At 35.0% G+C, this 24,065-nt stretch carries 26 protein-coding genes and 1 other RNA gene; 23 read left to right on the top strand and 4 right to left on the bottom strand.

Annotated features, from left to right (window positions below; genetic code table 11):
* Positions 1–7 precede the first annotated feature (7 nt).
* The 10 genes from panB to nth all read left to right on the top strand — a co-directional run bounded on the left by panB (position 8) and on the right by nth (position 10,139).
* Entirely contained in the window at positions 8–844 is an 837-nt protein-coding gene (panB, locus tag BMY57_RS01490) for a 3-methyl-2-oxobutanoate hydroxymethyltransferase (RefSeq protein WP_091772246.1), read from the top strand.
* The gene (gene panC, locus BMY57_RS01485) at positions 841–1,716 is read left to right on the top strand and encodes a pantoate--beta-alanine ligase (RefSeq protein WP_091772245.1); all 876 of its coding nucleotides are present in this window, start codon (positions 841–843) and stop codon (positions 1,714–1,716) included. The genes panB and panC overlap by 4 nt, the downstream gene beginning before the upstream one ends.
* A 1-nt stretch (position 1,717) precedes the next feature.
* Complete coding sequence (panD, locus tag BMY57_RS01480; RefSeq protein ID WP_091772244.1) at positions 1,718–2,101, top strand: aspartate 1-decarboxylase; 384 nt, start codon at positions 1,718–1,720, stop codon at positions 2,099–2,101.
* A 49-nt stretch (positions 2,102–2,150) separates the two neighbouring features.
* Complete coding sequence (locus BMY57_RS01475; RefSeq protein ID WP_175614733.1) at positions 2,151–4,838, top strand: helicase C-terminal domain-containing protein; 2,688 nt, start codon at positions 2,151–2,153, stop codon at positions 4,836–4,838.
* 34 nt (positions 4,839–4,872) lie between these two features.
* On the top strand, positions 4,873–5,622 hold the full coding sequence (locus BMY57_RS01470; RefSeq protein ID WP_091772242.1) for a hypothetical protein: 750 nt from the start codon (positions 4,873–4,875) through the stop codon (positions 5,620–5,622).
* A 90-nt stretch (positions 5,623–5,712) separates the two neighbouring features.
* Positions 5,713–6,210, top strand: coding sequence for a cell wall elongation regulator TseB-like domain-containing protein (locus BMY57_RS01465; protein ID WP_246247206.1), 498 nt, complete (start codon positions 5,713–5,715; stop codon positions 6,208–6,210).
* 30 nt (positions 6,211–6,240) lie between these two features.
* The gene (locus tag BMY57_RS01460; RefSeq protein ID WP_091772240.1) at positions 6,241–7,425 is read left to right on the top strand and encodes a pyridoxal phosphate-dependent aminotransferase; all 1,185 of its coding nucleotides are present in this window, start codon (positions 6,241–6,243) and stop codon (positions 7,423–7,425) included.
* Between the two features lie 18 nt (positions 7,426–7,443).
* Positions 7,444–8,736: an asparagine--tRNA ligase gene (gene asnS, locus BMY57_RS01455; RefSeq protein WP_091772239.1), complete on the top strand. Its 1,293-nt coding sequence runs from the start codon at positions 7,444–7,446 to the stop codon at positions 8,734–8,736.
* Positions 8,737–8,803: 67 nt separating this feature from the next.
* On the top strand, positions 8,804–9,478 hold the full coding sequence (locus BMY57_RS01450) for a DnaD domain-containing protein (protein ID WP_256205219.1): 675 nt from the start codon (positions 8,804–8,806) through the stop codon (positions 9,476–9,478).
* 10 nt (positions 9,479–9,488) lie between these two features.
* Complete coding sequence (nth, locus tag BMY57_RS01445) at positions 9,489–10,139, top strand: endonuclease III (protein WP_091772237.1); 651 nt, start codon at positions 9,489–9,491, stop codon at positions 10,137–10,139.
* Positions 10,140–10,164: 25 nt separating this feature from the next.
* Here the strand turns inward: nth and BMY57_RS01440 are convergent, their stop codons facing one another.
* Complete coding sequence (locus tag BMY57_RS01440) at positions 10,165–12,771, bottom strand: penicillin-binding protein 1A (protein ID WP_091772236.1); 2,607 nt, start codon at positions 12,769–12,771, stop codon at positions 10,165–10,167.
* Positions 12,746–13,378 (bottom strand): Holliday junction resolvase RecU, encoded by a 633-nt coding sequence (gene recU / locus BMY57_RS01435; RefSeq protein ID WP_091772235.1) that lies wholly within the window; start codon positions 13,376–13,378, stop codon positions 12,746–12,748. Before recU ends, BMY57_RS01440 begins: the two co-directional genes overlap by 26 nt.
* 92 nt (positions 13,379–13,470) lie before the next feature.
* On the opposite strand from recU, the gene BMY57_RS01430 reads away from it, so the two are divergent.
* From BMY57_RS01430 to BMY57_RS01375, 13 genes are all read left to right on the top strand, one after another.
* Positions 13,471–14,433, top strand: coding sequence for a DUF2515 family protein (locus tag BMY57_RS01430; protein ID WP_091772234.1), 963 nt, complete (start codon positions 13,471–13,473; stop codon positions 14,431–14,433).
* Between the two features lie 96 nt (positions 14,434–14,529).
* Entirely contained in the window at positions 14,530–14,676 is a 147-nt protein-coding gene (locus BMY57_RS15990; protein WP_175614728.1) for a hypothetical protein, read from the top strand.
* A 35-nt stretch (positions 14,677–14,711) separates the two neighbouring features.
* Positions 14,712–15,041, top strand: coding sequence for a DUF1798 family protein (locus BMY57_RS01425; protein ID WP_091772233.1), 330 nt, complete (start codon positions 14,712–14,714; stop codon positions 15,039–15,041).
* A 21-nt stretch (positions 15,042–15,062) separates the two neighbouring features.
* Positions 15,063–15,473, top strand: a complete 411-nt coding sequence (cdd, locus tag BMY57_RS01420; protein ID WP_091772232.1) for a cytidine deaminase — start codon at positions 15,063–15,065, stop codon at positions 15,471–15,473.
* Positions 15,474–15,531: 58 nt separating this feature from the next.
* Positions 15,532–16,095, top strand: coding sequence for an SLOG family protein (locus BMY57_RS01415; RefSeq protein WP_091772231.1), 564 nt, complete (start codon positions 15,532–15,534; stop codon positions 16,093–16,095).
* A gap of 21 nt (positions 16,096–16,116) precedes the next feature.
* Positions 16,117–16,416, top strand: coding sequence for a cell division regulator GpsB (gene gpsB, locus BMY57_RS01410; RefSeq protein WP_091772230.1), 300 nt, complete (start codon positions 16,117–16,119; stop codon positions 16,414–16,416).
* 79 nt (positions 16,417–16,495) lie between these two features.
* An RNA gene (gene rnpB, locus BMY57_RS01405) (RNase P RNA component class B) lies at positions 16,496–16,877 on the top strand.
* A 76-nt stretch (positions 16,878–16,953) separates the two neighbouring features.
* Positions 16,954–18,084: a THUMP domain-containing class I SAM-dependent RNA methyltransferase gene (locus tag BMY57_RS01400; protein ID WP_256205218.1), complete on the top strand. Its 1,131-nt coding sequence runs from the start codon at positions 16,954–16,956 to the stop codon at positions 18,082–18,084.
* 20 nt (positions 18,085–18,104) lie between these two features.
* Positions 18,105–19,607 (top strand): carboxypeptidase M32, encoded by a 1,503-nt coding sequence (locus tag BMY57_RS01395; RefSeq protein ID WP_091772229.1) that lies wholly within the window; start codon positions 18,105–18,107, stop codon positions 19,605–19,607.
* Positions 19,608–19,666: 59 nt separating this feature from the next.
* The gene (locus BMY57_RS01390) at positions 19,667–20,446 is read left to right on the top strand and encodes an SDR family oxidoreductase (protein ID WP_091772228.1); all 780 of its coding nucleotides are present in this window, start codon (positions 19,667–19,669) and stop codon (positions 20,444–20,446) included.
* 76 nt (positions 20,447–20,522) lie between these two features.
* On the top strand, positions 20,523–21,584 hold the full coding sequence (locus BMY57_RS01385; protein WP_091772227.1) for a type III polyketide synthase: 1,062 nt from the start codon (positions 20,523–20,525) through the stop codon (positions 21,582–21,584).
* 1 nt (position 21,585) lies between these two features.
* Positions 21,586–22,095: an isoprenylcysteine carboxyl methyltransferase family protein gene (locus BMY57_RS01380; protein WP_091772226.1), complete on the top strand. Its 510-nt coding sequence runs from the start codon at positions 21,586–21,588 to the stop codon at positions 22,093–22,095.
* 12 nt (positions 22,096–22,107) lie between these two features.
* Positions 22,108–22,932 carry a sulfurtransferase gene (locus BMY57_RS01375; RefSeq protein ID WP_091772225.1) on the top strand — a complete coding sequence of 275 codons (825 nt, stop codon included), beginning with the start codon at positions 22,108–22,110 and terminating at the stop codon, positions 22,930–22,932.
* A gap of 44 nt (positions 22,933–22,976) precedes the next feature.
* Here the strand turns inward: BMY57_RS01375 and BMY57_RS01370 are convergent, their stop codons facing one another.
* Together BMY57_RS01370 and BMY57_RS01365 are read right to left on the bottom strand one after the other, a co-directional pair.
* Entirely contained in the window at positions 22,977–23,654 is a 678-nt protein-coding gene (locus BMY57_RS01370; RefSeq protein WP_091772224.1) for a queuosine precursor transporter, read from the bottom strand.
* 155 nt (positions 23,655–23,809) lie between these two features.
* Positions 23,810–24,010: a cold-shock protein gene (locus BMY57_RS01365; protein WP_091772223.1), complete on the bottom strand. Its 201-nt coding sequence runs from the start codon at positions 24,008–24,010 to the stop codon at positions 23,810–23,812.
* Between the last annotated feature and the right edge of the window lie 55 nt (positions 24,011–24,065).

Genomic DNA, 24,065 nt, shown 5'->3' with positions numbered 1-24,065 from the left:
GTTAAAGATGAAAACACATCGTACATTTCAAAAAATGAAAAGTGATTCTGAAAAAATTGTCATGATGACGGCATATGATTATCCATCAGCGAAAACGAGTGAACAAGCAGGCGTGGATATGATTTTAGTGGGAGATAGTTTAGGGATGGTCGTATTAGGATATGATTCAACGATTCCAGTTACAGTCGACGATATGATTCACCATGGAAAAGCTGTTAGAAGAGGAGCTCCAAATACATTTACTGTTATTGATATGCCGTTTATGTCTTTTAATGTATCTCTTGAAACAACTATGGAAAATGCTAAAATTATTTTTCAAAAAACGGGTGCTCATGCGTTAAAAATTGAGGGTGGACATGAAATATTAGAGTCAGTGAGAGCTTTAACGAAAGCAGGCATTCCGATTGTTGCTCACATCGGATTGACACCCCAAACAGTCAACGTGATGGGTGGTTATCGAGTACAGGGTAAAACAAATGAAGATGCAAAACGTTTAATAGAAGAAGCAAAGGCTTTAGAACAAGCTGGTGCAATTGCTATAGTATTGGAGTGTGTTCCAGAGAAGCTCGCTTCTGTTATAACAGAAGAATTAACCATTCCAACAATCGGTATTGGAGCCGGAAAACAATGTGATGGACAAGTATTAGTCTATCATGATTTATTACAATATGGGGTTGAACGGCTAGCGAAATTTGTTAAACCATATGCTGACTTTAATGAACAGGCTACTAGGGCATTAAATCACTATATTGAAGATGTTAAAACAGAGAAATTTCCATCAAAAGAGCATACATACTCGATAGATGAAGAAGTATTGAAAGGGTTATATGGGGGTACATCATGAAAACCATCACAAAAATTACCGAAATGAGAAATTATGTTAAAGAGAGACAACGTAATGGAGATACAATTGGTTTTGTTCCGACGATGGGGTATCTACATGCTGGACATCGAGCTTTAATTAAACAAGCTAAACAACATAATGATGTTGTCATTGTAAGTGTGTTTGTGAACCCATTACAATTTAACCAATCCTCAGATTTAGAGAGTTATCCTAGAGATTTCGAACGTGATGCTAACATTTTAAAGCAAGATGGTGTTGAGGCTGTTTTTTATCCAGATGTAGATGAGATGTATCCTGAAGATCAATCGATCGAATTAAATGTGGTAAGACGGACTGATGTATTATGTGGTAAGTCAAGACCGGGTCATTTTGAAGGGGTAGTGACGGTCTTATCAAAATTGTTTAATATCATTCAACCTAATCAAGTTTATTTTGGTTCTAAAGATGCTCAACAAGTGGCAGTTGTAGATGCATTAATACAAGATCTAAATTTTGACATACAATTGAACCCTGTTTCCACTGTTAGAGAAGCTGATGGATTAGCCTTAAGTTCAAGGAATGTTAATTTGGAGTCTTTTGAACGGGAAGAAGCCCACCATCTTTTTAAGTCATTATTAAAAGGACAAGATTACATAAAAAGCAATCAAAGCTGGGAACGATCAGTCGTCATTGATATTATTAAAAAATATTTAAATGAACACACTACAGGTAAGATCGATTATGTAGATTGCTTATCATTCCCTAATTTAAATGAAAACATTGACCCAAATCATGATATAATAATTGCGGTTGCGATTTATTATAAAAAAGCACGTCTAATCGACAATTTAATAATGGATTCAACCGGTTTAATTAAGTATGGGAGTGAATAGAATGTTTCGTACATTAATGAATGCGAAAATTCATCGTGCCACAGTTACAGAAGCCAATTTAAACTATGTTGGTAGTGTTACGATTGATCAAGATATACTAGACCAAGTTGGTATTTTACCACACGAAAAAGTCCAAATCGTTAATAACAATAATGGGGAACGATTTGAAACATATGTGATCGCTGGTGAGAGAAGAAGTGGAGTTATTTGTTTAAACGGTGCAGCTGCCAGACGTGTTCAAAAAGGTGATGTCGTTATTATTATGTCATATGCTATGATGACTAAAGAAGAAGCCTTAAACCATCGACCTAGAATCGCCATATTAAATGAATTGAATCAAATTGAACAATTGCTGACTGAAGAAGCTCCAATAACAATGATTTAACTCCCAGCTTGGGAGTTTTATTTTTGGTGATGAAAAGAGGTGGAAAAAATTGAATCGATACGTAGTAGTGGATTTAGAAACAACTGGGCATTCGGTAAAAAAAGGTGATGAAATCATAGAAATTGGATTAGTTGTCATTGAAAATCAAAAGATTATCCAAGAATATTCCACCAAAGTTAAGCCAAAACAAGATATCCCGCCTTTTATCACGAGGTTAACAGGAATTACCGATGAGGATGTGTCAAACGCTCCAACATTTGAAGAGATTATACCGGAAATATTACCTTTTTTTGAAGATGTGTATTTTGTTGCTCACCAAGTTCAGTTTGATTACAATTTTTTAAATGAAGCTTTTGAGCAACATCGATATGACCCATTGCAATTACCGATTATTGATACGGTTGAGTTATCTAGAGTATTATATCCAAGAGCAGATAGTTTCAAATTAGAAGATATAACAAGTTATTTAAATATTGAACATTATTCACCTCACAGGGCTTTATCAGATGCTTATGTGACAGGCTTATTATTCATCAAGCTCGTTAATAAATTAGAAAATTTACCTTTTGAAACTTTAAATCAATTACAACCTTTAACTCGTGTATTTAATGGTGACATTGAACAAATCATTGAAGATCTCATTCAATACAAAAGATACAAACGAGACCCTTACAGCATCACATTTGAAAATGGATTTGCTGTGAGAACTTCAATGAATAAGTCGGTTACCCCTATACCTGGATTAACTTCCTTGAGTTTGAATGAATTTTTAGGAAATTGGTCTGATGATCAGCTGAAGCTAAGAGAAAGCCAAATAAAAATGTCTCATCAAATCAATCAATCTTTTTTAGAAAAAAGACATGCCGTTATAGAGGCTGAAACTGGAATTGGAAAGACACTTAGTTATTTATTAGTAGCATTGTACCAAGCACAGTCTCACCAAAAGAAGACGTTAATTAGTACAAGTACCATTCAATTACAACATCAAATATTAAGTAGAGATTGGATGAAGGTCGAAACATTACTCAATACCAATCAATCGATTGCTGTATTAAAAAGTCCTATGCATTATATACATTTGAATAAATTACGTTTTTATTTAGAAGAAATTGATGATTATAATTATGATACAGCATTAAGCTTAGCCATTATTTTAGTTTGGTTAACTGAAACTCAAACAGGAGATAAAGATGAAATACAATTACCGTCTAAAGGTGAAGATATTTGGCCATACATTTCAGGCGTTATGTCAAATGAAGATGAGGAGCAAAGTTCTTACTTTAAACGCGCTTTGGTTAAAGCTAGGAATGCTTCAGTGATTATTGTTAATCATGCATTTTTAATTACAGAGCATGTGTATCGATCTAATCGAATACCAGAATATGATTATTTAATTATTGATGAAGCTCATCGTTTACAAGACGTTGTTCAAAAACAATTAGGACGTCAAATTGATTATGTATCAATTGCACATGTATTAAATAACATTGAAAGCTTAACGCACCACACATCGGTCGAACGTTTAAAACACTCTATTGATCAGTTTTTTCGTTCAATATATCAAGCAGTATTATTTTTACATTCAGAGAAAGATGCTTTATCAGATACTGGTAAGGTGCAATTACCTTTAGATCAGTACCATTTGGATATCATTTTATCCGGACATTTAAAACAACAATTAAACGATGTGCTATTAGATTTAGAACAAGTAACAGCCATTGTTAAACAAAACACGTACTACAATAACTGGAAAAAGGTAACAAAACAAAAAATATTAGATGATTTAGAAGATGTCAAAACTACATTAAAATCATTTTTTAAATACAGTGAAACAGATGCCCGGTGGATTGATATTGATCAGGATGGAGCCAAAAATGCTGTCCAATTAAATATAGAACCGATTAATGTACAAGAGTTTATTCAACAAAATGTCATTAATAATGAGGCACCAACTGTATTGATGAGTGCTACCATAAGGACGAATCATTCTTTTGAATCGTTTTTGGAAGAGATAGGATTAAGCGAGAATACTAATTGTTTGTATCTCCCATCTCCATATGATTATCACCATCAAGTTCGATTATATGTACCTAATGATTTTCCAGATATTAAGCAGATTTCAACCTTAGAGTACGAGGAAGAAGTCGCTTCATTCGTTATGACTTTAATTGAAGAGTTAGAAGAAAAAGCGATTGTTCTTTTTACGTCATATGAAATGCTTAAATCGGTTTACAAAATGTTAAAGGTGATGGACCGACAACAAAAAATACCGATTTTGGCACAGGGAGTTCAAACAGGAAGTCGTGAAAAATTAAAGAAGTTGTTTGAAAAAACGGATAAAGCCATATTATTAGGAACGAGTTCCTTTTGGGAAGGAATTGATATCCATAGTCAATCCGTTAAAATAGTTATTATGGTACGTTTACCATTCGATACACCTAATCATCCGATGTTTCAAGCAAAATCCAAACAGTTAGAAGAAGAAAATAAAAATGCTTTTTATCATTGGATGTTACCACAGGCCGTTTTACGATTTAGACAAGCTTTTGGCAGACTTATTCGCTCGGAAGAGGATCGAGGCTTATTTATTGTATTAGATCAACGAATAATGACAAAACATTATGGGAAACAATTTTTAAAAGCCATACCTGAAGTACCTTTGTTACACGATCGAAGACATCAATTACTAACAGATGCAAAAAACTGGTTGTCATATAACGCTGATAAAGACGAATGATAATAGTTAGTTATATTAAAAGCGGGTGAAGGTATTGAAAGGTCGAGTATTGTTAATTTTATTAAGCATTTGTTTAATTTCTAATATAACGGTAACAGCTGATGAAGAGATTGTATTCGAACCTCTGTCGTCTGGAAACCTTGCTATTATGCATTTAAATGAAGATGAAGTCTTTATCATTAACACTGGAAGTTTGAAGAGTCGAAGTGAGGTATTAGAATATATTAAGGCTTTAGAAGATAAGCACATTAAAGGAATATTAATCACTCGTGTCAATCATGAGAATTGTGGTAATCTATCCATGATTCTTAAGCATTTTTCAGTTGATAATGTTTATCTTCCTAAAAGTGAAGAAAAAGTGTGTACCATACCAGAAGATTTTAGTAACCAAACTTATCTTTTAGAAAGAAACGAACGAATTGCTATTAGTTCAAAGTATTATATTGACCATGTGTATGATACAGAAAAAGAAAGTAGTCATGTGGCCATTTCGAATGGAGATTTTATTTGTTTTTGGTATGAAGGTGCAATTAATCACGATTTATGGAACAAGCATACACAGGTTATATTTCTCCCTGATAATGTAAAGGCTGAACAATTGTCTGAGGAGGACTTAGTTAAACTTGATCCTGAAGTCGCGATCATTAATCAACATAATAAATTAGAATCACTTATTGAATTATTTCAAAAGCAATGGGTGGATATTTATGCCTTAAGGCGTGGAGTTTCAGCGCATATTACGATTATGCAGGATGATTATGAACTTTACTTAAAAAGAGAATAAATTGTGGAAGTTGACTTTTGATTAACAAAATAATGCTTTGAATTGTTATAATAATAGCAGTGATTAAATAAAAGGATGAATACATTGAAAATGCGTAAAGTTCTACTAACAACAGGGCTGTTATTAGGAGTAGGAGTTATTATATTTATTGTGGTACTATCAGTCATTTATAATGGTGTTCAAAATGATAAAAACGCCGTTTATGATGAAGCCATTGAACAAGCATTCGCTGAGACACCTATTAACTCCGTCACTTCATCTTCATTATTTAACGGAAGACAATCTTATGTAGTAATAACAGGGGAAGACGAGGAAGGAAATACTCTTTATGTGTTTGTCCCTCAGATCAATAGTGAAGAAGAGGAAGATGCCGAAATTAAATATGTTCAATCTGATGAAGGCCTGACGGAGAACGAAATGCTTGAACAGTGGGAATCAAATTGTGAAGAATGTGATTTAGATTCCATCCAATTAGGGGTTTTAAATAATCGTTATGTTTGGGAAATTATTTATGAACGTCAAGGTAGGTTATATTTTCAAACTTTTCGATTCGACAATGGCGAACTGTATGACTCTATTTCTTTTTAAACAGGAATTAATAGGAGGAGATGTTTACATATGAAACTAGCAGAAAGAGTCCAAGCTCTTACACCATCAAGTACATTAGCAATAACATCTAAAGCTAAAGCATTAAAAGCAGAAGGACATGATGTGATTGGTTTAGGAGCAGGAGAACCAGATTTTAACACTCCAGATTATATTCTGAATGCTGCTAAAAAAGCAATGGATGAAGGAAAGACAAAGTATACACCAGCTGGCGGTTTAGTTGAATTAAAAGATGCCATCATTAATAAGTTTAAAAGAGATAATGAGCTTGATTATACTCGTAATCAAATCATTGTTACCACGGGTGCAAAGCACGCATTATATACCCTTTTTCAAGTGCTGCTTAATAAAGACGATGAGGTCATTGTTCCAATTCCATATTGGGTCAGTTACCCAGAACAAATTAAGCTTTCGGAAGGGAAGCCTGTTTTTGTTAAAGCGCAAGAGAAGAATAATTTTAAATTAACACCTGAGCAGCTTGAAGAAGCGATCACACCTAAAACTAAAGCAATCATCCTTAATTCACCAAGTAACCCGACAGGTGTGTTATATAGTGTAGAAGAGCTTAAAGCATTGGGAGAAATCGCTCTTAAACATGATTTATGGATTGTGTCGGATGAAATTTATGAAAAATTGATTTACGGTAATGAGAATCACGTTTCCATTGCTTCTGTTTCACCGGAACTAAAAGAAAAAACCATTATTATTAATGGTGTAAGTAAATCTCATTCCATGACTGGTTGGAGAATAGGATATGCTACAGGGGACGAGAAGGTCATTAAAGCAATGTCCAATCTAGTATCCCACGCTACTTCAAACCCGACATCAATTGCACAATATGCTGCCATTGCGGCATATGAGCATTCTGAAGAAGAAGTTGACAAGATGAAGAAAGCTTTTGAAGAGCGCTTAAATAAGTTATACAATTGGATTATTGAAATTCCTCATGTTACATGTGTGAAACCAGATGGAGCATTCTATTTATTTCCGAATGTAAAAGAAGTCGTAAAGGCTTCTCCATTTAATACGACTGATGAATGGGTTGCCCAATTGTTAGAAGAAGAGAAAGTGGCCATCGTTCCAGGGTCAGGATTTGGATCAGAAGACAATGTTCGTTTATCATATGCAACATCATTGGATCAGTTAGAAGAAGCTGCTAAACGCATTAAACGATTCGTAGAAAAATACTCATTATAAAGCAAGGAGGATATGACGTTGAAAGCGACTATAGCTACGGTTAAAAATCATTTAGAAGAAACAGTGACCATTGGCGCTTGGTTACATAATAAACGTTCAAGCGGTAAGATTGCCTTTCTACAATTAAGAGATGGAACAGGGTTTATACAAGGGGTCGTCGTTAAGTCCGCTGTATCAGAAGAAGTTTTTGAAATGGCTAAATCTTTAACACAAGAAACCTCTTTATACGTAACAGGTAAGGTGGTAGAAGACAACAGGAGTCCTTTAGGATATGAGCTACAGGTTTCGGACCTTGAGGTGATTCATGAAGCGGAAGATTATCCTATTACGCCAAAAGAACATGGTACGGAATTTTTAATGGACCATCGACACTTATGGTTACGCTCTAAAAGACAGCATGCCATTATGAAAGTACGAAACGAAATAATTCGCTCGACATATGAGTTCTTTAATCAAGAAGGATTCGTCAAAGTAGATCCTCCAATTCTTACTGGAGCTTCTGCTGAAGGAACAACGGAACTCTTCCATACTAAATATTTTGATGAAGATGCGTACTTATCACAAAGTGGTCAGCTTTATATGGAAGCAGCGGCAATGGCATTGGGAAGAGTGTTCTCATTTGGTCCGACGTTTAGAGCTGAAAAATCTAAAACGAGACGTCACTTAATTGAGTTTTGGATGATTGAGCCAGAAATGGCGTTTATAGATCATGAAGAAAGCCTAAAAATACAAGAGAATTATGTTTCTCACGTTGTACAATCCGTTTTAGAGAACTGTAAGATTGAATTACAAACTCTTGAGCGTGATACATCGAAGTTAGAAAACATTAAGGCTCCATTCCCAAGAATTACGTATGATGATGCTATTCAATTCTTAAAAGATAAAGGTTTTGACGATATTGACTGGGGAGATGATTTTGGGGCCCCACATGAAACAGCCATTGCGGAAGCATATGACAAACCTGTTTTTATTACTCATTTCCCTATTGAAATTAAGGCTTTCTATATGAAACCTGATCCAAATAATTCAAAAGTTGCGTTATGTGCAGATTTAATCGCACCAGAAGGTTATGGTGAGATTATTGGAGGGTCAGAACGTATTGATGATTTAGAGTTAATGAAACAACGTTATGATGAACATCAATTGAACGGACCTGCATATGAATGGTATTTACAATTAAGAAAATACGGAAGTGTACCTCACTCAGGTTTTGGGTTAGGTCTTGAACGAACAGTGGCTTGGATCACTGGAACCGAACATATTCGTGAAACAATTCCATTCCCTAGATTACTAAATCGTTTATATCCATAAGTTACAGAGGGATGACTCCGTGTTGAGTCATCTCTTTCTATTAGAATATTCAAAGGTGGGTATGTCATTGAACTTACCATTTTCATATCAAAAGATTTTAGTTGACCAAATTAATATTCCATCTCTCCTTATTAAAGGTTATCACTCTTTAGGATTAACCGAAGTGGATCTCATGGTTATTTTACAAATTATTAGATGGCAGAAAGAAGGCGATTTATTACCTTCATTTGACCAAATAGCCAATCACATGACAATTAACTCTAATGACGTTTCAAATGTGTTAAAAAAACTGCGTAATCAAGGTCTTTTAACAATCGATCAATTTGAAGATGACCAACAAGTGGTGCATGAGTGGTATTCAATCACTCCTTTAATTGAAAAACTGTATGAAGTAGACCAAGAAGTAACTCAATCGAAAGATGAAGAGGGGAAATTGTTTAATCTAATTGAACAAGAATTTGGACGGGCATTATCTCCGATTGAGATTGAAACGATTAGTTACTGGTTGGATGATGATCGTTTTAAACCTGCTTTAATTAAAGCGGCATTACGCGAAGCAGTTTTAATGGGAAAATTGAATTTCAGATATATCGATCGAATCTTAAATGAGTGGAAGAAAAAAGGAATAAAAAGTGTAAACGAAACTAAACAATCCAATCAAACTCATCGTGCTCAGTCAAATCAACAGACACAAAAGCCTAAAAGAGATACTTCTGTATATTACAATTGGCTAGAAGAGTAGGGGGGAGACAATGTTAAATAAAAAAGGGGTTAGACAAGTTTTAGATGCACTTGAAGAAATGTTTCCAGATGCAGAGTGTGAATTAACACACTCAAATGAATTTGAATTATTAGTCGCTGTTGTTTTATCTGCTCAAGCAACAGATGCTTTAGTTAATAAAGTGACACCAGATTTGTTTAAAAAATATAAAACACCAGAGGATTATTTAGCTGTATCTTTAGAAGAGTTACAAAATGATATTAAACGAATTGGTCTATATCGAAATAAAGCTAAAAACATAAGAAAATTAAGTGCTGATTTAATCGAAAAACATAATGGTCAGGTACCTTCTAACTATCAAGAGTTAATTAACTTAGCAGGGGTGGGGAGGAAAACGGCTAATGTCGTTATGTCCGTGGCATTTGGCGAACCTGCCATCGCTGTTGATACACACGTCGAACGAGTTTCTAAACGATTAGGTATTTGTCGTTGGAAAGACTCAGTGTTAGAAGTTGAAAAAACATTAATGAATAAAGTACCTAGGGAAGAGTGGAGTGTTACTCATCACCGAATGATTTTCTTTGGACGTTATCATTGTAAAGCTAAAAATCCTAATTGTCCTGAATGTCCATTATTAGATATTTGCCGAGAAGGGCAAAAGCGCATGAAAAAACGAGGCTGAAAATGATCAGCCTCGTTTTTATTATTTAGTCTTCTTGGTTAATAACATCGTTTAGAGTAGAGCCTTCTTCTTCGTTTTCCTCGCCATCTCCGTTGTCATTGTCGTCACTGTCACTTTCTTCATCTTCTTCATTTTGGTCTTCTTCGCCTTCTTCGTTTTCTTCTTCATCTTGGTTGCCTTCTTCATTATCCTGATTTCCATCATCATTTCCATTACCATTTCCATTACCATTTCCATTACCAGGGTTGCCTTGGTTGTCTTCTTGTTCATCTTCGTCTTCATCAAGGAAATCGTCTAAGGGATCGGATTCCTCTTCGTCCTCTTCTTTAGGAGTCTCGATGGAAGTTTGAGCTGGTTCTGATTCGTTATCATCGGAAACAGCCGTTACTTCAAACGTGTATGACGTATCAGGTGAGATTTCATCAAATACAATCAATGTTTCGTCTAGTGTGGTAACATCTTGCATCTCACTTCCATCTACTGATACTCGAACTCTATAGTTAATATCATCATCGTCTTGTGGATGGTCCCAAGAAATTTCAATAACACCACGTTCTTCATCGAACTCAGCTGATAAATTGTTGACAGGGTCAAGTTGGTCAAACTCTTCAGATACATCTGTTGGTTCTGTTCCTTTAACAAACAGTTCAGTCACAATTTGATCGCTTGGTGTGTAATCACTCGGTAATTTAGCAGGTCTTGAGCCTTTTTCAATTCCAACTTCAACTACTGAATCTGGTCTTTCAAAATCTGCAGTCTCAACACCTTGTGACATGTGAGTCATTAAATTACCAAAAACGTTTTTTGGTATATTCTTACCATCAGTCGATAATGTTTTCTCAGAAGGGTAACCTGCCCATACTGATATCGTATAGTTCGTCGTATAACCAACTAACCACGAATCTTTTGAGTCATTTGTTGTACCAGTTTTAGCTGCAACAGGTAAGTTGCCCACATTGACATCAGAAGCAGTTCCTCGTGTTATAACATCTTTTAACATGTCAGTAATCATGTAAGCTGTATAGTCTTCCATTGCAATATTGGATTCAGGTTTAAGATCAATTTCTTTCTCACCTTCAGGATACACAATCTTCGTTACAGCATGTGGTTTATTATAAATTCCACCATTACCAAAAGCAGCATAAGCACCCGCTAGTTGTAATGGGTTGAATTGATGGTGTCCCCCAATAGAGTCAGAAGGGTACAGTGGCTCATCATACGGTAATCCTAAACCACGCGCAAAGTCTTTAATCTTTTCATCTGAATGATTATTTCTGACCTCATCAAATGCTTTGAAAGCTGGAACGTTGATGGATTGGTATAATGCCTCACGCATCGTCATCCAGCCGCGGAAACGTTGATCAAAGTTATTAAGTTGATCATCACTATCACCATAGTTATCCACTTCTTCGTCTAAGAATTGATGATAAGTGGACCATTTTTCGAATTCTATAGCAGGACCATAATCAACAATTGGTTTTATAGTTGAACCAGGTTGGCGACCATTTGAGTTAATAGCATAGTTCATACCGCCCCAAATACCTTCTTTATTACGTCCGCCACCTATAGCGAGAATTTCACCTGTTTGCGTGTCAATAGCAGAAACACCGGCTTGAACTTCATCATCTTCAAAGTAAACCGGACTGTCTTCACTACTTAATAAATGTTCTACATGTTTCTGTGCGTCCTGATCTAATGTTGTGTGAATGGTTAAACCGGCTGAATAAACATCTACTTCATCATCTAGGTGTTGGCCAGTTTCAATTAAGACTTGCTCAATAAATGCTTCGTAAGGAATATCAGATTCATAACTGTCTTGAATCATGTCAGTAACCTTAATCGCCTTAGCTTCTTCTGCTTCAGCTTCAGATATTTTCCCGTGCTTAACCATTAGGTTAAGAACAGTGTTACGACGTTGTTCAGCTAATTCTGGATCGATAAATGGGTTATAAGCGTTTGGTCGTTGCGGGATCCCCGCTAATAGAGCAGCTTCAGCTAACGTTAAGTCTTCTAAATTACTTTTACCGAAAAAGGCTTCAGAAGCTTTTTGAACCCCATAAATATCTTTACCATAAGCGATAATATTAAGATACATAGCTAAAATTTCTTCTTTACTATATTCTTGCTCTAGTTTAAAAGCTAGATACTGTTCTTGAATTTTACGTTTAACATTTTTTTCAGTTGTTAAAAATGCGTTTTTTACAACCTGTTGGGTAATGGTACTTGCACCTTCCGCCCCAAAACCTTGTTTAATATTAGCTATGACTGCACCACCAATACGTTTTAAATCAATTCCATTATGCTGGTAGAAGCGCACGTCTTCTGTTGCTAAAACAGCCTCTTCAAGCACTTGTGGTATTTCATCATAATCGATGGCTTTACGTTTTTGAGCGCCCAATTCAGCAATGACCTCACCATCTCGGTCTAAAATAGTAGTCGATAATGGTACTTGTAATTCTTCTGCATTTAATGGAGGTGCATCTTTAACATATGAAAAGATGACACCTGCTACGACGAACATACATAAGACACCAATAATAGCTAATGATATAAATACTTTCTTCCAATTTATTTTTTTGTTTTTCTTTTTTGTTTGTTTCTTTGCCTTACGGCTTTTGACTTCTTGACTCATCTTTATCTCCTCCATTGAAGTACACACGGTCAATGATTGTTAAATAATCGACTTTCTTTTGTAAGGTAAATGGGATGATATGACCATTTTCTTTGATGAATTGGTAGGGTAACGATTTTCTATTACCCTCAAATTGCTGATCCCAAACCTTTATAAACTGACGTATGGGAAGAAAAAAAGTTTCACTCAAAGCTTTAAAACGAATGATAAAGAAACTAATTCCCCCATGTTCCTCAACTTTTCTCATGTGTTGGACTTGGTGTTCGTGTATGTTTGAGAACGGTAGGGAAGTTTTATTATTAGTTTGTTTTGCTTCAAAGTCAATATATTTACCTTTATAGATCCCATTATAATCTGTGGTAGATGGTTGTTGATAATACGCTTCTTTTATGACAGCTGCACTACGCTTTGGATAATCAACCTGAACCACTTGTATGGGTGTCGGTTTTTTATGAATAACAGCTTGATTGGTTTCTAAATAAAATTTATTCGTTTCATTCAATTCTTTTTCGAGGGTCATTCCTCGATTTCCAAATTGAGTCGGCTGTTTATAGTTTGGTTGTTTTGTAGAACTTTTATGATGACGACTTCCCTTTGGATACTTCAATCTAATACCTCCTCAATACAATTATTATATCAAATTTTAATCCTAATAGATTTGGATATACTATTACAAAATAGTTAAGAAAGGCTGACAACATGATTCCATTAATCGTTAACTATATTAAAGAACAGACGAAAATACATAATCAAAATAATGTAACAAGAACGAAAGCGTATTTAAATTTTTATGAACGGTTTCCTGAAATTAAATGGTCTTTTTTAGCAAGTTTTGTATCCAGGAATGCTGGGTGGAATATGACAGATTTGCAAAGCGAACCTTATGTACAGTTCTTAAGTGAAGATCAACGTAAGTCACTTTATTTAACCTATGAAAGCATTAATTGGTATATTTTTCAAGATGCATATCCTCAATTATTGATATATCAATTATCAGTCGAAAAAGAAACACCACTGTTTTTCCTATTAAAGCATTTTCAAGTTTCTAATTTTGTCGAAGAGGAATGGTATCGATATTTTAGGGAACATGATGAAGAACGATTACTTTACGCACAAATTATAAATGAACAAAATTTAATCGAGCAGCCAATCATGGAGAAACAACCTTATAAAAGGAAAGTTTTTCGAACCATTCCTTTTCAAGGGCAAAACATGGTTCATTTTAATGCGGTATTACTTCCTACCGAACAAGGTAAATTGTATGGTGATTTTGTTTCTAATTTTTTAAGTGTCAACAAACGTATCGCGATCGGTAAGAGAATCGCAAATATTTTGTTTTACCCCCACTTATACCCATTATTTAAATCTTTCGCTGATCATGTAGACGTTACAGGAGATCGAATGGAATACGAACAATTTATGGAGACACCATTAACACAGAGTCATAATTTAACAGATTTTTATCGCGATACGCAACACCAAATTAACGATTATCGCGTTGATTGGTCAGCTTATACCAAAATTAAAAGACGGTGGTTTAAAGAGGAGCCTCTTAAAAACATAAAACCGATTAATCATTCATTCTATAAAAAACGTCAATGGATCAAACATTTAGGAACGATGAAAGGTTCTATTAAACATGAATCTGTCGAAAAAAGCTAAAGCATAAGAACCTTTGTAACTTTCCTTCTTTGTTTGTCGGACGTAAAGGAATTCAAAATCTAATGACTAATTAGTTAGGCAAAGGAGGAGATGTCGATGAAGTATCCTAATAATAAGGAATATTTATTAGAGTCTCTACAACGTTTGGAAATTGAATTGGAACATTTAAAAAAACGTATGCAGATGGTGAATCCAGATATGAAAAGAAATGATAGCGTGTCGCAAAAATTCATGGTAAAGTAAGACTTGAAGGCAAGGTGATTGACGTGGAGGAATTTTTGCGACTAACAGAAGAAATAAAAAATCGAGATTTAGAAGAGATGCATCATAGGTATTTTTATGAACGTAAGTTTGACCGAAAAAATTATGATGACTTTAACTTAATGAAACAGGAAGCAACGCCCGTCTTTGAAAAAATTGAAAAATGGGAAGAAGAAGCTAATACTCATGTACACAAATTACCGATCTTTCCAAATCAAATAAAAAACACGAAAGATAATATAGAAATTATGATCTTGCACAGTTATTTTAATGATGTTAGAAAAAAACGCTTTGTTGAATTATATCAATCAGTTCAATACAATTTGAATTTAATATTGGATCAATAAGGTAGAATAGGGGAGAACGACATGAATCGTGAGCAACTAGTTGAGGAAGCAAAAAGTATGTTAAGTCAAGCTTACGTTCCGTATTCAACATTTCCTGTTGGAGCGGCATTATTAACAACTGATGGGAAAGTTTATAAAGGGTTTAATATCGAAAATGCGGCTTACCCTGTTACATGTTGTGCAGAAAGGGTTGCGATTTTTAAAGCAGTGTCAGAAGGGGAACGTCAATTTAAGTCTATGGCGGTAATAGCCAATACAACAAGACCTGTACCACCATGTGGTTCTTGTAGACAAGTGATGAGCGAATTTTTTGATCCTGAAATGCCTGTATATATTAGTAATAAAGATCAAGAAATTAAAGAGGTTCAAGTCAAAGATTTACTTCCATTTTCATTTAACCAAGACGACCTTCATGCAGGACAGGAAAAATAATGAAAAAATAACCACAAGGGCTAGTACAAACTAGCCCTTTTTTTGATATACTATCAATATGGATTTAAAATCAATTACAATTACAGGATATAAGCCACACGAACTGAATATCTTTAGTGACCAAGACGACAAAGTACAAATTATTAAAGAGGCTATTAAAAGAAGGTTAGTGGATTACCTTGATAATGGTCTTGAATGGGTGTTACTATCTGGTCAACAAGGGGTTGAGACATGGGCCTTTGATGTCCTTCAAGATTTGAAACAAGATTATTCGGTGAAAGTAGCTCTTATACCCCCTTTTGTTGATCAGGAGAAAATATGGAAAGAAGATAAACAAACCATTTATCAGAGGATGCTAGAAAAAGCAGACTTTTATCAGCCATTAAGCCAAAAATCTTATGAAGGTCCTAAACAATACTTTATAAAAAATAAATGGTTTATTGAGAAGACGGATGGGTGTATTTTGTTATATGAAGAGGAATTTGGCGGATCACCAAAATTTTTTTATGATCTAATTTTGAAATATCAAGAACAACATGAATATAATGTAACGATTATAAATTCTTTTGATTTAGATGATTTAGCTCGAGAAATGCAGGAATGGAATCAAAATGAATTTTAAAGTATGGTAGGAGGTTTTTTGATGAAAACAAATTTAACGAGTCAAGAAATTTTGGACAAAGAGTTTAAAACAACAATAAGAGGTTATAATCAAGATGAGGTTGATGAATTTTTAGATTTAGTTATTCAAGATTATGAAGCATTTCAAAAAGAGATTGAATCTCTAAAAGAGGAAAACAGAAGATTAAAAACAACCAGTAAGCCAAATGGATCTACAACGGCTACGAATCAGACTAGACAAAGAGGTCAAATAAATTACGATGTATTACAACGTTTGTCTAATTTAGAGAAAGCCGTATTTGGAAAGAAATACACAGAATAAAACTGTTAGATATTACTAATGCGATGATAGGACTTTTATGTTAAACTTTATAGTTCAGGCATAAATTTGATGGTTGTAAGTGTTGATGTAACCGCTCTGTGATTCGCAGAGAGGAAAGTCCATGCTCACACAGGCTGAGACGCTTGTAGTGTTCGTGCTTGACGAAACCATAAGTCAAGGTAGTTAACTAAAGGTTAGCTAACGGCAGGGAAACAATCTAAGTCTATGGATATGATTGGATTACCTTTAAAGTGCCACAGTGACGATTTTGATTGGAAACAATCAAAGTGGAACGAGGTAAACCCCACGAGTGAGCAACCCAAAAAATGGTAGGGGCACTTTCTGCAGGGAATTCAACCTAGCAGAGAGGCAAGTTATAAGCTTGCAGATAGATGGTTACGACTGGAGTACGAGGTTGACCGCCGATTGTAGTACGAAGGTACAGAACATGGCTTACGAGACACTTACTGGTCGCATCTTATTTATGCCTTACATATTATCTAGAGCAATTGTTGTTCTTTGAAAGGAATGGAAACGTTGTCACAGCCAATAACATTAATTGCAACAGCAGCTATGGGATTAGAATCAATCGTAAAAAACGAAGTTAAACAACTTGGATATGAGAATATACAAACAGATAATGGCCGCGTGATGTACGAATCAAATATTTTAGGTATAGCCAGAAGTAATTTGTGGCTACGTACCGCAGATCGGGTAAAACTACTAATGGGAGAGTTTTACGCGTATTCTTTTGAAGAACTATTTGAACAAACAAAAGCCTTACCTTGGGAAGAGTGGATTTCTAAAGAAGGTTTTATTCATGTCGTGGGCAAATCTCATAAGTCAAAGTTATATTCTGTACCAGATTGTCAATCGATTGTTAAGAAAGCCATTGTTTCAAGATTGCAAGAAGCTTATAGTATCTCTTCCAGGTTAGAGGAAACTGGTGCAAGGTATAAGATCGAAGTTGCTATATTAAAAGATCAAGTTACGCTATCTATAGATACATCTGGTTCTGGATTACATAAACGTGGATACCGAGTTGGACAAGGTGAAGCTCCTTTAAAAGAGACGTTAGCAGCTGCCTTGATTCAATTAACGAATTGGACACCTAATGATCCATTAGTTGATCCATTTACGGGATCAGGAACAATTCCAATTGAAGCAGCCTTAATAGGTCAGAACATTGCTCCGGGTTTTAACCGTGAGTTTTCTGCTGAAGAATGGGATGTGATTCCTTCATCAGTGTGGGAACGTGCATTAGAGGAAGCAGAAGATTTAGCTAATTATGATCAACCACTAGATATTACTGGATCAGATATAAGTCATCAAGCGGTTGAAATTGCTCAACAAAATGCAATGGAAGCAGGATTAGTCGATTTAATTAATTGGAAACAAATGCGTGTGCAGGATTTTGTTCCAAAAACGGAGAAAGGTTATTTAATTGGTAATCCTCCATATGGTGAACGTTTAGGAGAAAAGGACACTGTAGAAGAAATTTATAAAGCGCTTGGAAGCATTATGTCTTCTTACCCTAAGTGGAGTGTTTACATCATGACGTCCTATAAAGAATTCGAAAAATGTTATGGACAAAGCGCCACTAAAAAACGAAAATTGTTTAATGGATTTATCCAAACTAATTATTACCAATACTTTGGTAAAAAATAATTTAGACGGGAGAGGATTATATGGGGACAGCAACCTATACCTCAGTAGAAAAAGAATTTTTGGAATATTATAAACAAATAGAATCTTATGGAGAAGCTATTAAGTTAATGGCGTGGGATTTAAGAACAAAGGCACCGAAAAAGGGCGTTCAGCGACGTTCAGAAACATTGTCATTTTTATCTCAAAAGGTACATGAGCTTAAAACATCCGATCAAATGAAGTCTTATATTGATCAGTTGAAAAACTCAAGCGACCCTGTTATTAAACGTTCTGTTGAATTAGTAGAAAAAGAATATAATCAATCGAGAAAAATTCCTGTTGAAGAGTATAAAGAATTTGTTGAATTAACATCACAAGCGGAATCGGTGTGGACGGAAGCAAGAGAAAAATCCGATTTTGAGATGTTTAGACCTTATTTAGAGAAGATTGTAGCTTTTAACATTAAGTTTGCTGAATATTGGGGTTACAAAGAGAACCGTTATGATGCGTTGTTAGATAATTATGAACCAGGTGTGACGGTAAAAACTCTAGATCAAGTATTTCCTAAATTAAGAGATGATCTAGGGATATTGATTGAAAAAGTAAACACTTCAACTGATAAACCTAACACGGATGCCATTTTGACTCATTTTCCTAAAGAAAAACAGGAGGCGTTTGCCTTAAAAGTTTTAGAAAAAATGGGTTATGATTTTAAAGCAGGTCGTTTAGATGAAACGGTTCATCCATTTGCCATTAATATTAATCATGATGATGTACGTGTGACGACGCGTTATGATGAGAATGATTTCCGTATGGCTGTATTTGGAACCGTTCATGAAGGTGGCCATGCATTATATGAACAAGGTTTAAATAAAGACTTATACGATACTCCTGTATGCGACGCGGTTTCTATGGGAATCCATGAGTCTCAGTCTTTATTCTGGGAGAACTTTGTGGGTCGTAATGAAACCTTCTGGGATCAATACTATGAGTTATTCTTAGATTACGCACCAGAATCCTTCAAAGATATTCCTAAGCATGAATTTTATCGAGCTATTAATGAGGTAAAACCAACTTTTATACGAATCGAAGCGGATGAAATGACCTATCCGCTACACATTATGATCCGTTATGAATTAGAAAAAGGCTTAATAAATGAAGAAATAGAGGTAAAAGATTTACCGCAACTTTGGAATGATAAAATGGAAGAATATTTAGGGATTCGACCTGAAAAAGATGCGGATGGTGTGTTACAAGATGTACATTGGTCTGATGGAAGCTTTGGGTATTTTCCGTCTTACGCTTTAGGATACATGTATGGTGCACAACTTAAAACAGCACTAAATCAATCTATTGATATTGACGAAGCCATTCGAAATGATGATTTATCTCCAGTTAAGCATTGGTTGAATCAAAATATTCACCAAAAAGGAAGTATGAAGGAACCATTAGATCTATTAAAAGAAGTAACGGGAGAAGGGTTAAATCCTGATCATTTGATCCAGTACTTAACAGATAAGTATGGACAAATTTACAATTGGTAAATTAAAAGGCTATTCTTTAACCGGAATAGCCTTATTTAACTTTAAGGGAGGCGGAACAAATGGAATCTTATTTACCTAACTTCAATTTAAAAGGAAAACTCGCCGTTATTACGGGTGCAACAAAGGGAATTGGAAGAGCGATCGCTTTTGCATATGCTGAATCTGGAGCAGATGTCATTTTAGTTGCAAGGAATGAAAATGATCTACAGAAAACAACGATACAGTTGGAAGAACAATTCAATGTAAAAGCCAATTATATTACTTCTTCTGTGACAGAATTAAGTGAAATTACTCAAAAACTGGATGAGCTAACTCAAAATAAAGGGATCGATATTTTGGTTAATAACGCTGGGATGAATATCAGAAGTGAAGCAATAAAAGTAACCGAAGGAGAATATCAACAAATCATTGACACGAACATGAAGAGTGCATTCTTTCTTTCACAATATGCGGCTCAAAACATGATTAAACATAAAATTAAAGGCAAGATTATATCTATTTCATCTGTTGCTGGGCAGACCGCTCTTAGAACAGGTGTTGTTTATGCCATGACAAAAGCAGCCCTCATACAAATGACCAAAACTTTATCAATAGAGTGGGGGAAATATGGGATTAACATCAATGCTATAGGTCCATGGTATTTTCCGACATCTTTAACGGAAAAGCTTTTACAAGATGATCAGTATGTTCAAGATATTGTTAACCGAACACCTTTAAAAAGAATTGGTCGGTTAGAAGAGATTGCAGGTCCAGCAGTATTTTTAGCATCGGAAGCGAGTAACTATATGACAGGACAAACGTTAATGGTGGATGGTGGCATGACGATTTATGGGTTCTAATTATTAGTATAAAATACCATTGATTGGAAAATGTAATAGTAGGGGATAGATTAAAAAGAAAGAGGTTGTTTCCTTTATGTCGGTATTATACAACATTGGAACTGCTCTACCGAATTATGAATTAAAGCAGAATCAAGCAAAAGGTTTTATTTCTAAACTATTAGAAGATCGCAGGCTTTCAAAGTATTTATCTGTATTTGATACTGCTAATATTGAACAACGTTATTTTGTTGTTGACCCGATTTGGTTTCAGGAACCGCATGGGGTGAAAGAACGCAATGAATTGTTTATAAAACAAGGGGTTCATTTAGCTGAAAAAGCCATATTAAATTGTCTTAAAGATCAAGAGTTACATATAAAGGATATCGATGCGATCATATCCGTCACAAGCACAGGAGTATTGACCCCACCTTTGGATGTACATTTATTAAATAGATTACCATTTCGTGATAATGTTAAAAGGTATCCGCTATTTGGCTTAGGCTGTGCTGGAGGGGGAATAGCTTTATCACGAGCACATGACTATCTCAAGGCTAATCCAGATGATTCTGTATTGATTATCACTTGTGAATTAGCTAGTGTAGCCTTTCATCATGATAGATTAGACAAACAGAATATTGTGGGAGCTGCATTATTCGGGGATGGAGCAGGCTGTGCCCTGTTATTAGGGAGAGAACATCCACTTGTAAAACAGCTAAAAACACCTAAATTACATATTAAAGAAACGAGTTCTAAATTGTTAAACGATAGTATGGATGTAATGGGTTGGGATGTCAGAGATGATGGATTTTACGTCATTTTTGCGACTGAAATTCCCAATTTAGTTAAAACTTTTTGGAATAATCACTTAACATCGTTTTTGTCTCAGCAAAACGTTTCATCTTCATATATTGAACATATTTTAGCGCATCCAGGTGGACGTAAGGTATTAGAAGAAGTTGAGGCAATTATGGACAATCATCAAGACCTTCAATTCTCTAAAAACATACTAAAAAAGTATGGAAACATGTCTTCGCCAACAGTTTTATTTGTCATTAAAGAAGCGTTGCAATATGGTGAATTCAATTTACCTTACCACCTAGTAACAGCTTTAGGTCCTGGGTTCACCTCAGAAATATTATTGATGGAGTGGCAATAACATGGTTTATATCATGATCACCATCTATTTAATAAGCTTGAGGTTAGCGGAAATACTCATTGCTAAATCAAATGAAAAATATCAAAAAGGAAAAGGTGCGATTGAGGTTGAGGATCCGTATTATCGATACATTGTTATCACCCATTCTTTATTTTTTATATCATTACTGATAGAAAGTTACGCCGCTCATCAGTGGAATAAGGAGATATCACTTGTCATTTTTATAGCATTTTTATTATTACAAGCCTTTAGGTTTTGGTGTCTAGGGGCGTTAGGAAGGTTTTGGAATACGAAGATCATTGTATTACCTAATTCTCGATTAGTGAAAAAAGGACCTTATAAATGGTGTAAACATCCAAACTATTGGGTGGTTGGGTTAGAATTTTTCATCATACCCCTCATGTTCCATGCCTATTTAACGGCAATCGTATTTCTCGGAGCACATCTATGGTTGATGAATAAGCGGATCCCACTTGAAAATCAAGCTTTGCAACAATATTTATCTAAATAAGGAGAGAATATAATGATTATTTCTGTTGAAGAAGCTTATAAACTTTATACAGAAGAAGATGTTATTTTTGCTGATTGTCGCTTTAATTTACAAGACTCTCAATGGGGAATGGAGCAGTATCAACACAGGCATATTCCAAATGCCGTTTATTTTGACCTCGAAAAGGATTTAAGTGGAGAAGTAAAAAGTACAGGAGGCCGCCATCCTTTACCTTCACTTGATACTTTTACAGCTCGACTTGCAGAACGGGGAATTAATCGTGATACAACAGTTGTAGTGTACTGTCAAAACAGAGCTTTTTCATCAAGAATGTATTGGTTATTAAAGTTTATTGGGCATCCAAATGTTTATTTAATGAATGGAGGAATCCAAGATTGGATGGAAACGGGTTATTCAGTGACGAAATCAAATCCTATTCAATCCAAATCTCAATATGGTGATTATCAAATTCAAGAACACTTGGTAGCGGATATGCCTTATGTTAAACAACATAAAGAAGAGGAGAGAGTTGTTTTAATTGATTCTAGAAGTTATGAGCGTTATTTAGGAAAGCATGAACCAATCGATCATAAAGCAGGACACATTCCAGGAGCTGTAAACTCTGATTGGACTAAGATATTGGATGAGAACCAATTATTTAAAGCCAAAGATAATTTAAAAGAATACTTTATGAATTATCAAGATGCTAATGAAATTATTGTTTATTGTGGTTCTGGAGTCACAGCTGCACCAAACGTTGTAGCCTTATGGAGAGCTGGTTTTCGAAATGTACGATTATACGTAGGAAGCTTTAGTGATTGGATTAGCTATGAAGAGAACGAAATAGAAACATTATAAGTAAAAGGGTGTCCCCAAAAAGTCAAGAAGGGAACACCCTTTTACTATTTATGAAATTTCTTGGCTAAATACATAAATGGTGTGTCAATCGCTGCTACCATGAACTTAATAAAATAAGTGGATAAGAAAATTTGGAACCAAACATCTAGTTCAGTTGTAAGCAGTCCCCAAAATGCAATAATTGTAAATATTGCTGTATCTAAAAGCTGACTTAGCATAGAACTGACGTTATTTCGAACCCAAAGGTATCGATCTGATTTAAATTTACTTTTTAGCTTTGAAAAAATATACACATCTGCATTTTGACTGACAATATATGCCAACAAACTACCTAAAGCAACCTGTGGAACTAAATCAAATAATGTCTGTAACGCATCATTTACTTGGTCAGATGCAGCTGGTTCAAAACGTAAAGCTATTTGCATAACAATGGCCATGGTAATTAGCGTAAAGAACCCTAACCACACTGCTTTTTTAGCTTCATCTTTCCCATACTTCTCATTTAGAATATCAGTCGCCAGAAAAATGGAACCATAAACAATATTTCCTAACGTTGCGGTTACTCCAAACAGTTCCACCATTTTTAAAACTTGGAGATTAGCTACAACTGTAGACATCCCAATCCAAACAAGTAAACCATTCTTACCGAAAATACGATAAATCAGTATGAGTAATAAAAAGTTGACGAGTGCAAAAACAATCCATAATAACTCATTTGTCATTCATATCATCTCCTTAGTTTTGATATCGCAGGATTTTTCGAACTGCGTCTGCACAATAGAATTAATAATATTATAGGTGACCATAATTATCAAGTGATACAACAAGAAAAAAGCCGGCAACTACTCAGTAGTTACCGACTTAAAATATATTTTATTTATTTTTTTACAACGTTAGAAGCCTGAGGTCCACGATCGCCTTCAACAATTTCAAAATTAACTTCTTGACCTTCGTCTAAAGTTTTGAAACCTTCTTCTTGAATTGCAGAGTAGTGTACGAATACATCGTCTCCACCTTCAACTTGAATGAAACCATAACCTTTTTCAGCGTTAAACCATTTTACTACACCGTTTTGCATGATACAAAATCCTCCTAAAACTTTCACCTAAGTGGTGCTTAATTTCACAATAAGT

It is taken from the genome of Piscibacillus halophilus, from assembly GCF_900110685.1.
Taxonomy (GTDB): Bacteria; Bacillota; Bacilli; order Bacillales; family Alkalibacillaceae; genus Piscibacillus; species Piscibacillus halophilus.
The sequence above is the reverse complement of the archived record's forward strand: the minus strand, read 5'-3'. Positions and strand labels throughout refer to the sequence as shown.

What these genes read in the sequence shown, in the direction of transcription:
- panB (WP_091772246.1), top strand. Translation starts at nt 8, where the DNA reads ATGAAAACACATCGTACATTTCAAAAAATGAAAAGTGATTCTGAAAAA.
- panC (WP_091772245.1), top strand. Translation starts at nt 841, where the DNA reads ATGAAAACCATCACAAAAATTACCGAAATGAGAAATTATGTTAAAGAG.
- panD (WP_091772244.1), top strand. Translation starts at nt 1,718, where the DNA reads ATGTTTCGTACATTAATGAATGCGAAAATTCATCGTGCCACAGTTACA.
- BMY57_RS01465 (WP_246247206.1), top strand. Translation starts at nt 5,713, where the DNA reads ATGCGTAAAGTTCTACTAACAACAGGGCTGTTATTAGGAGTAGGAGTT.
- BMY57_RS01460 (WP_091772240.1), top strand. Translation starts at nt 6,241, where the DNA reads ATGAAACTAGCAGAAAGAGTCCAAGCTCTTACACCATCAAGTACATTA.
- nth (WP_091772237.1), top strand. Translation starts at nt 9,489, where the DNA reads ATGTTAAATAAAAAAGGGGTTAGACAAGTTTTAGATGCACTTGAAGAA.
- BMY57_RS01440 (WP_091772236.1), bottom strand. Translation starts at nt 12,771, where the DNA reads ATGAGTCAAGAAGTCAAAAGCCGTAAGGCAAAGAAACAAACAAAAAAG.
- BMY57_RS01430 (WP_091772234.1), top strand. Translation starts at nt 13,471, where the DNA reads ATGATTCCATTAATCGTTAACTATATTAAAGAACAGACGAAAATACAT.
- BMY57_RS15990 (WP_175614728.1), top strand. Translation starts at nt 14,530, where the DNA reads ATGAAGTATCCTAATAATAAGGAATATTTATTAGAGTCTCTACAACGT.
- cdd (WP_091772232.1), top strand. Translation starts at nt 15,063, where the DNA reads ATGAATCGTGAGCAACTAGTTGAGGAAGCAAAAAGTATGTTAAGTCAA.
- BMY57_RS01415 (WP_091772231.1), top strand. Translation starts at nt 15,532, where the DNA reads ATGGATTTAAAATCAATTACAATTACAGGATATAAGCCACACGAACTG.
- gpsB (WP_091772230.1), top strand. Translation starts at nt 16,117, where the DNA reads ATGAAAACAAATTTAACGAGTCAAGAAATTTTGGACAAAGAGTTTAAA.
- BMY57_RS01395 (WP_091772229.1), top strand. Translation starts at nt 18,105, where the DNA reads ATGGGGACAGCAACCTATACCTCAGTAGAAAAAGAATTTTTGGAATAT.
- BMY57_RS01390 (WP_091772228.1), top strand. Translation starts at nt 19,667, where the DNA reads ATGGAATCTTATTTACCTAACTTCAATTTAAAAGGAAAACTCGCCGTT.
- BMY57_RS01385 (WP_091772227.1), top strand. Translation starts at nt 20,523, where the DNA reads ATGTCGGTATTATACAACATTGGAACTGCTCTACCGAATTATGAATTA.
- BMY57_RS01380 (WP_091772226.1), top strand. Translation starts at nt 21,586, where the DNA reads ATGGTTTATATCATGATCACCATCTATTTAATAAGCTTGAGGTTAGCG.
- BMY57_RS01375 (WP_091772225.1), top strand. Translation starts at nt 22,108, where the DNA reads ATGATTATTTCTGTTGAAGAAGCTTATAAACTTTATACAGAAGAAGAT.
- BMY57_RS01370 (WP_091772224.1), bottom strand. Translation starts at nt 23,654, where the DNA reads ATGACAAATGAGTTATTATGGATTGTTTTTGCACTCGTCAACTTTTTA.
- BMY57_RS01365 (WP_091772223.1), bottom strand. Translation starts at nt 24,010, where the DNA reads ATGCAAAACGGTGTAGTAAAATGGTTTAACGCTGAAAAAGGTTATGGT.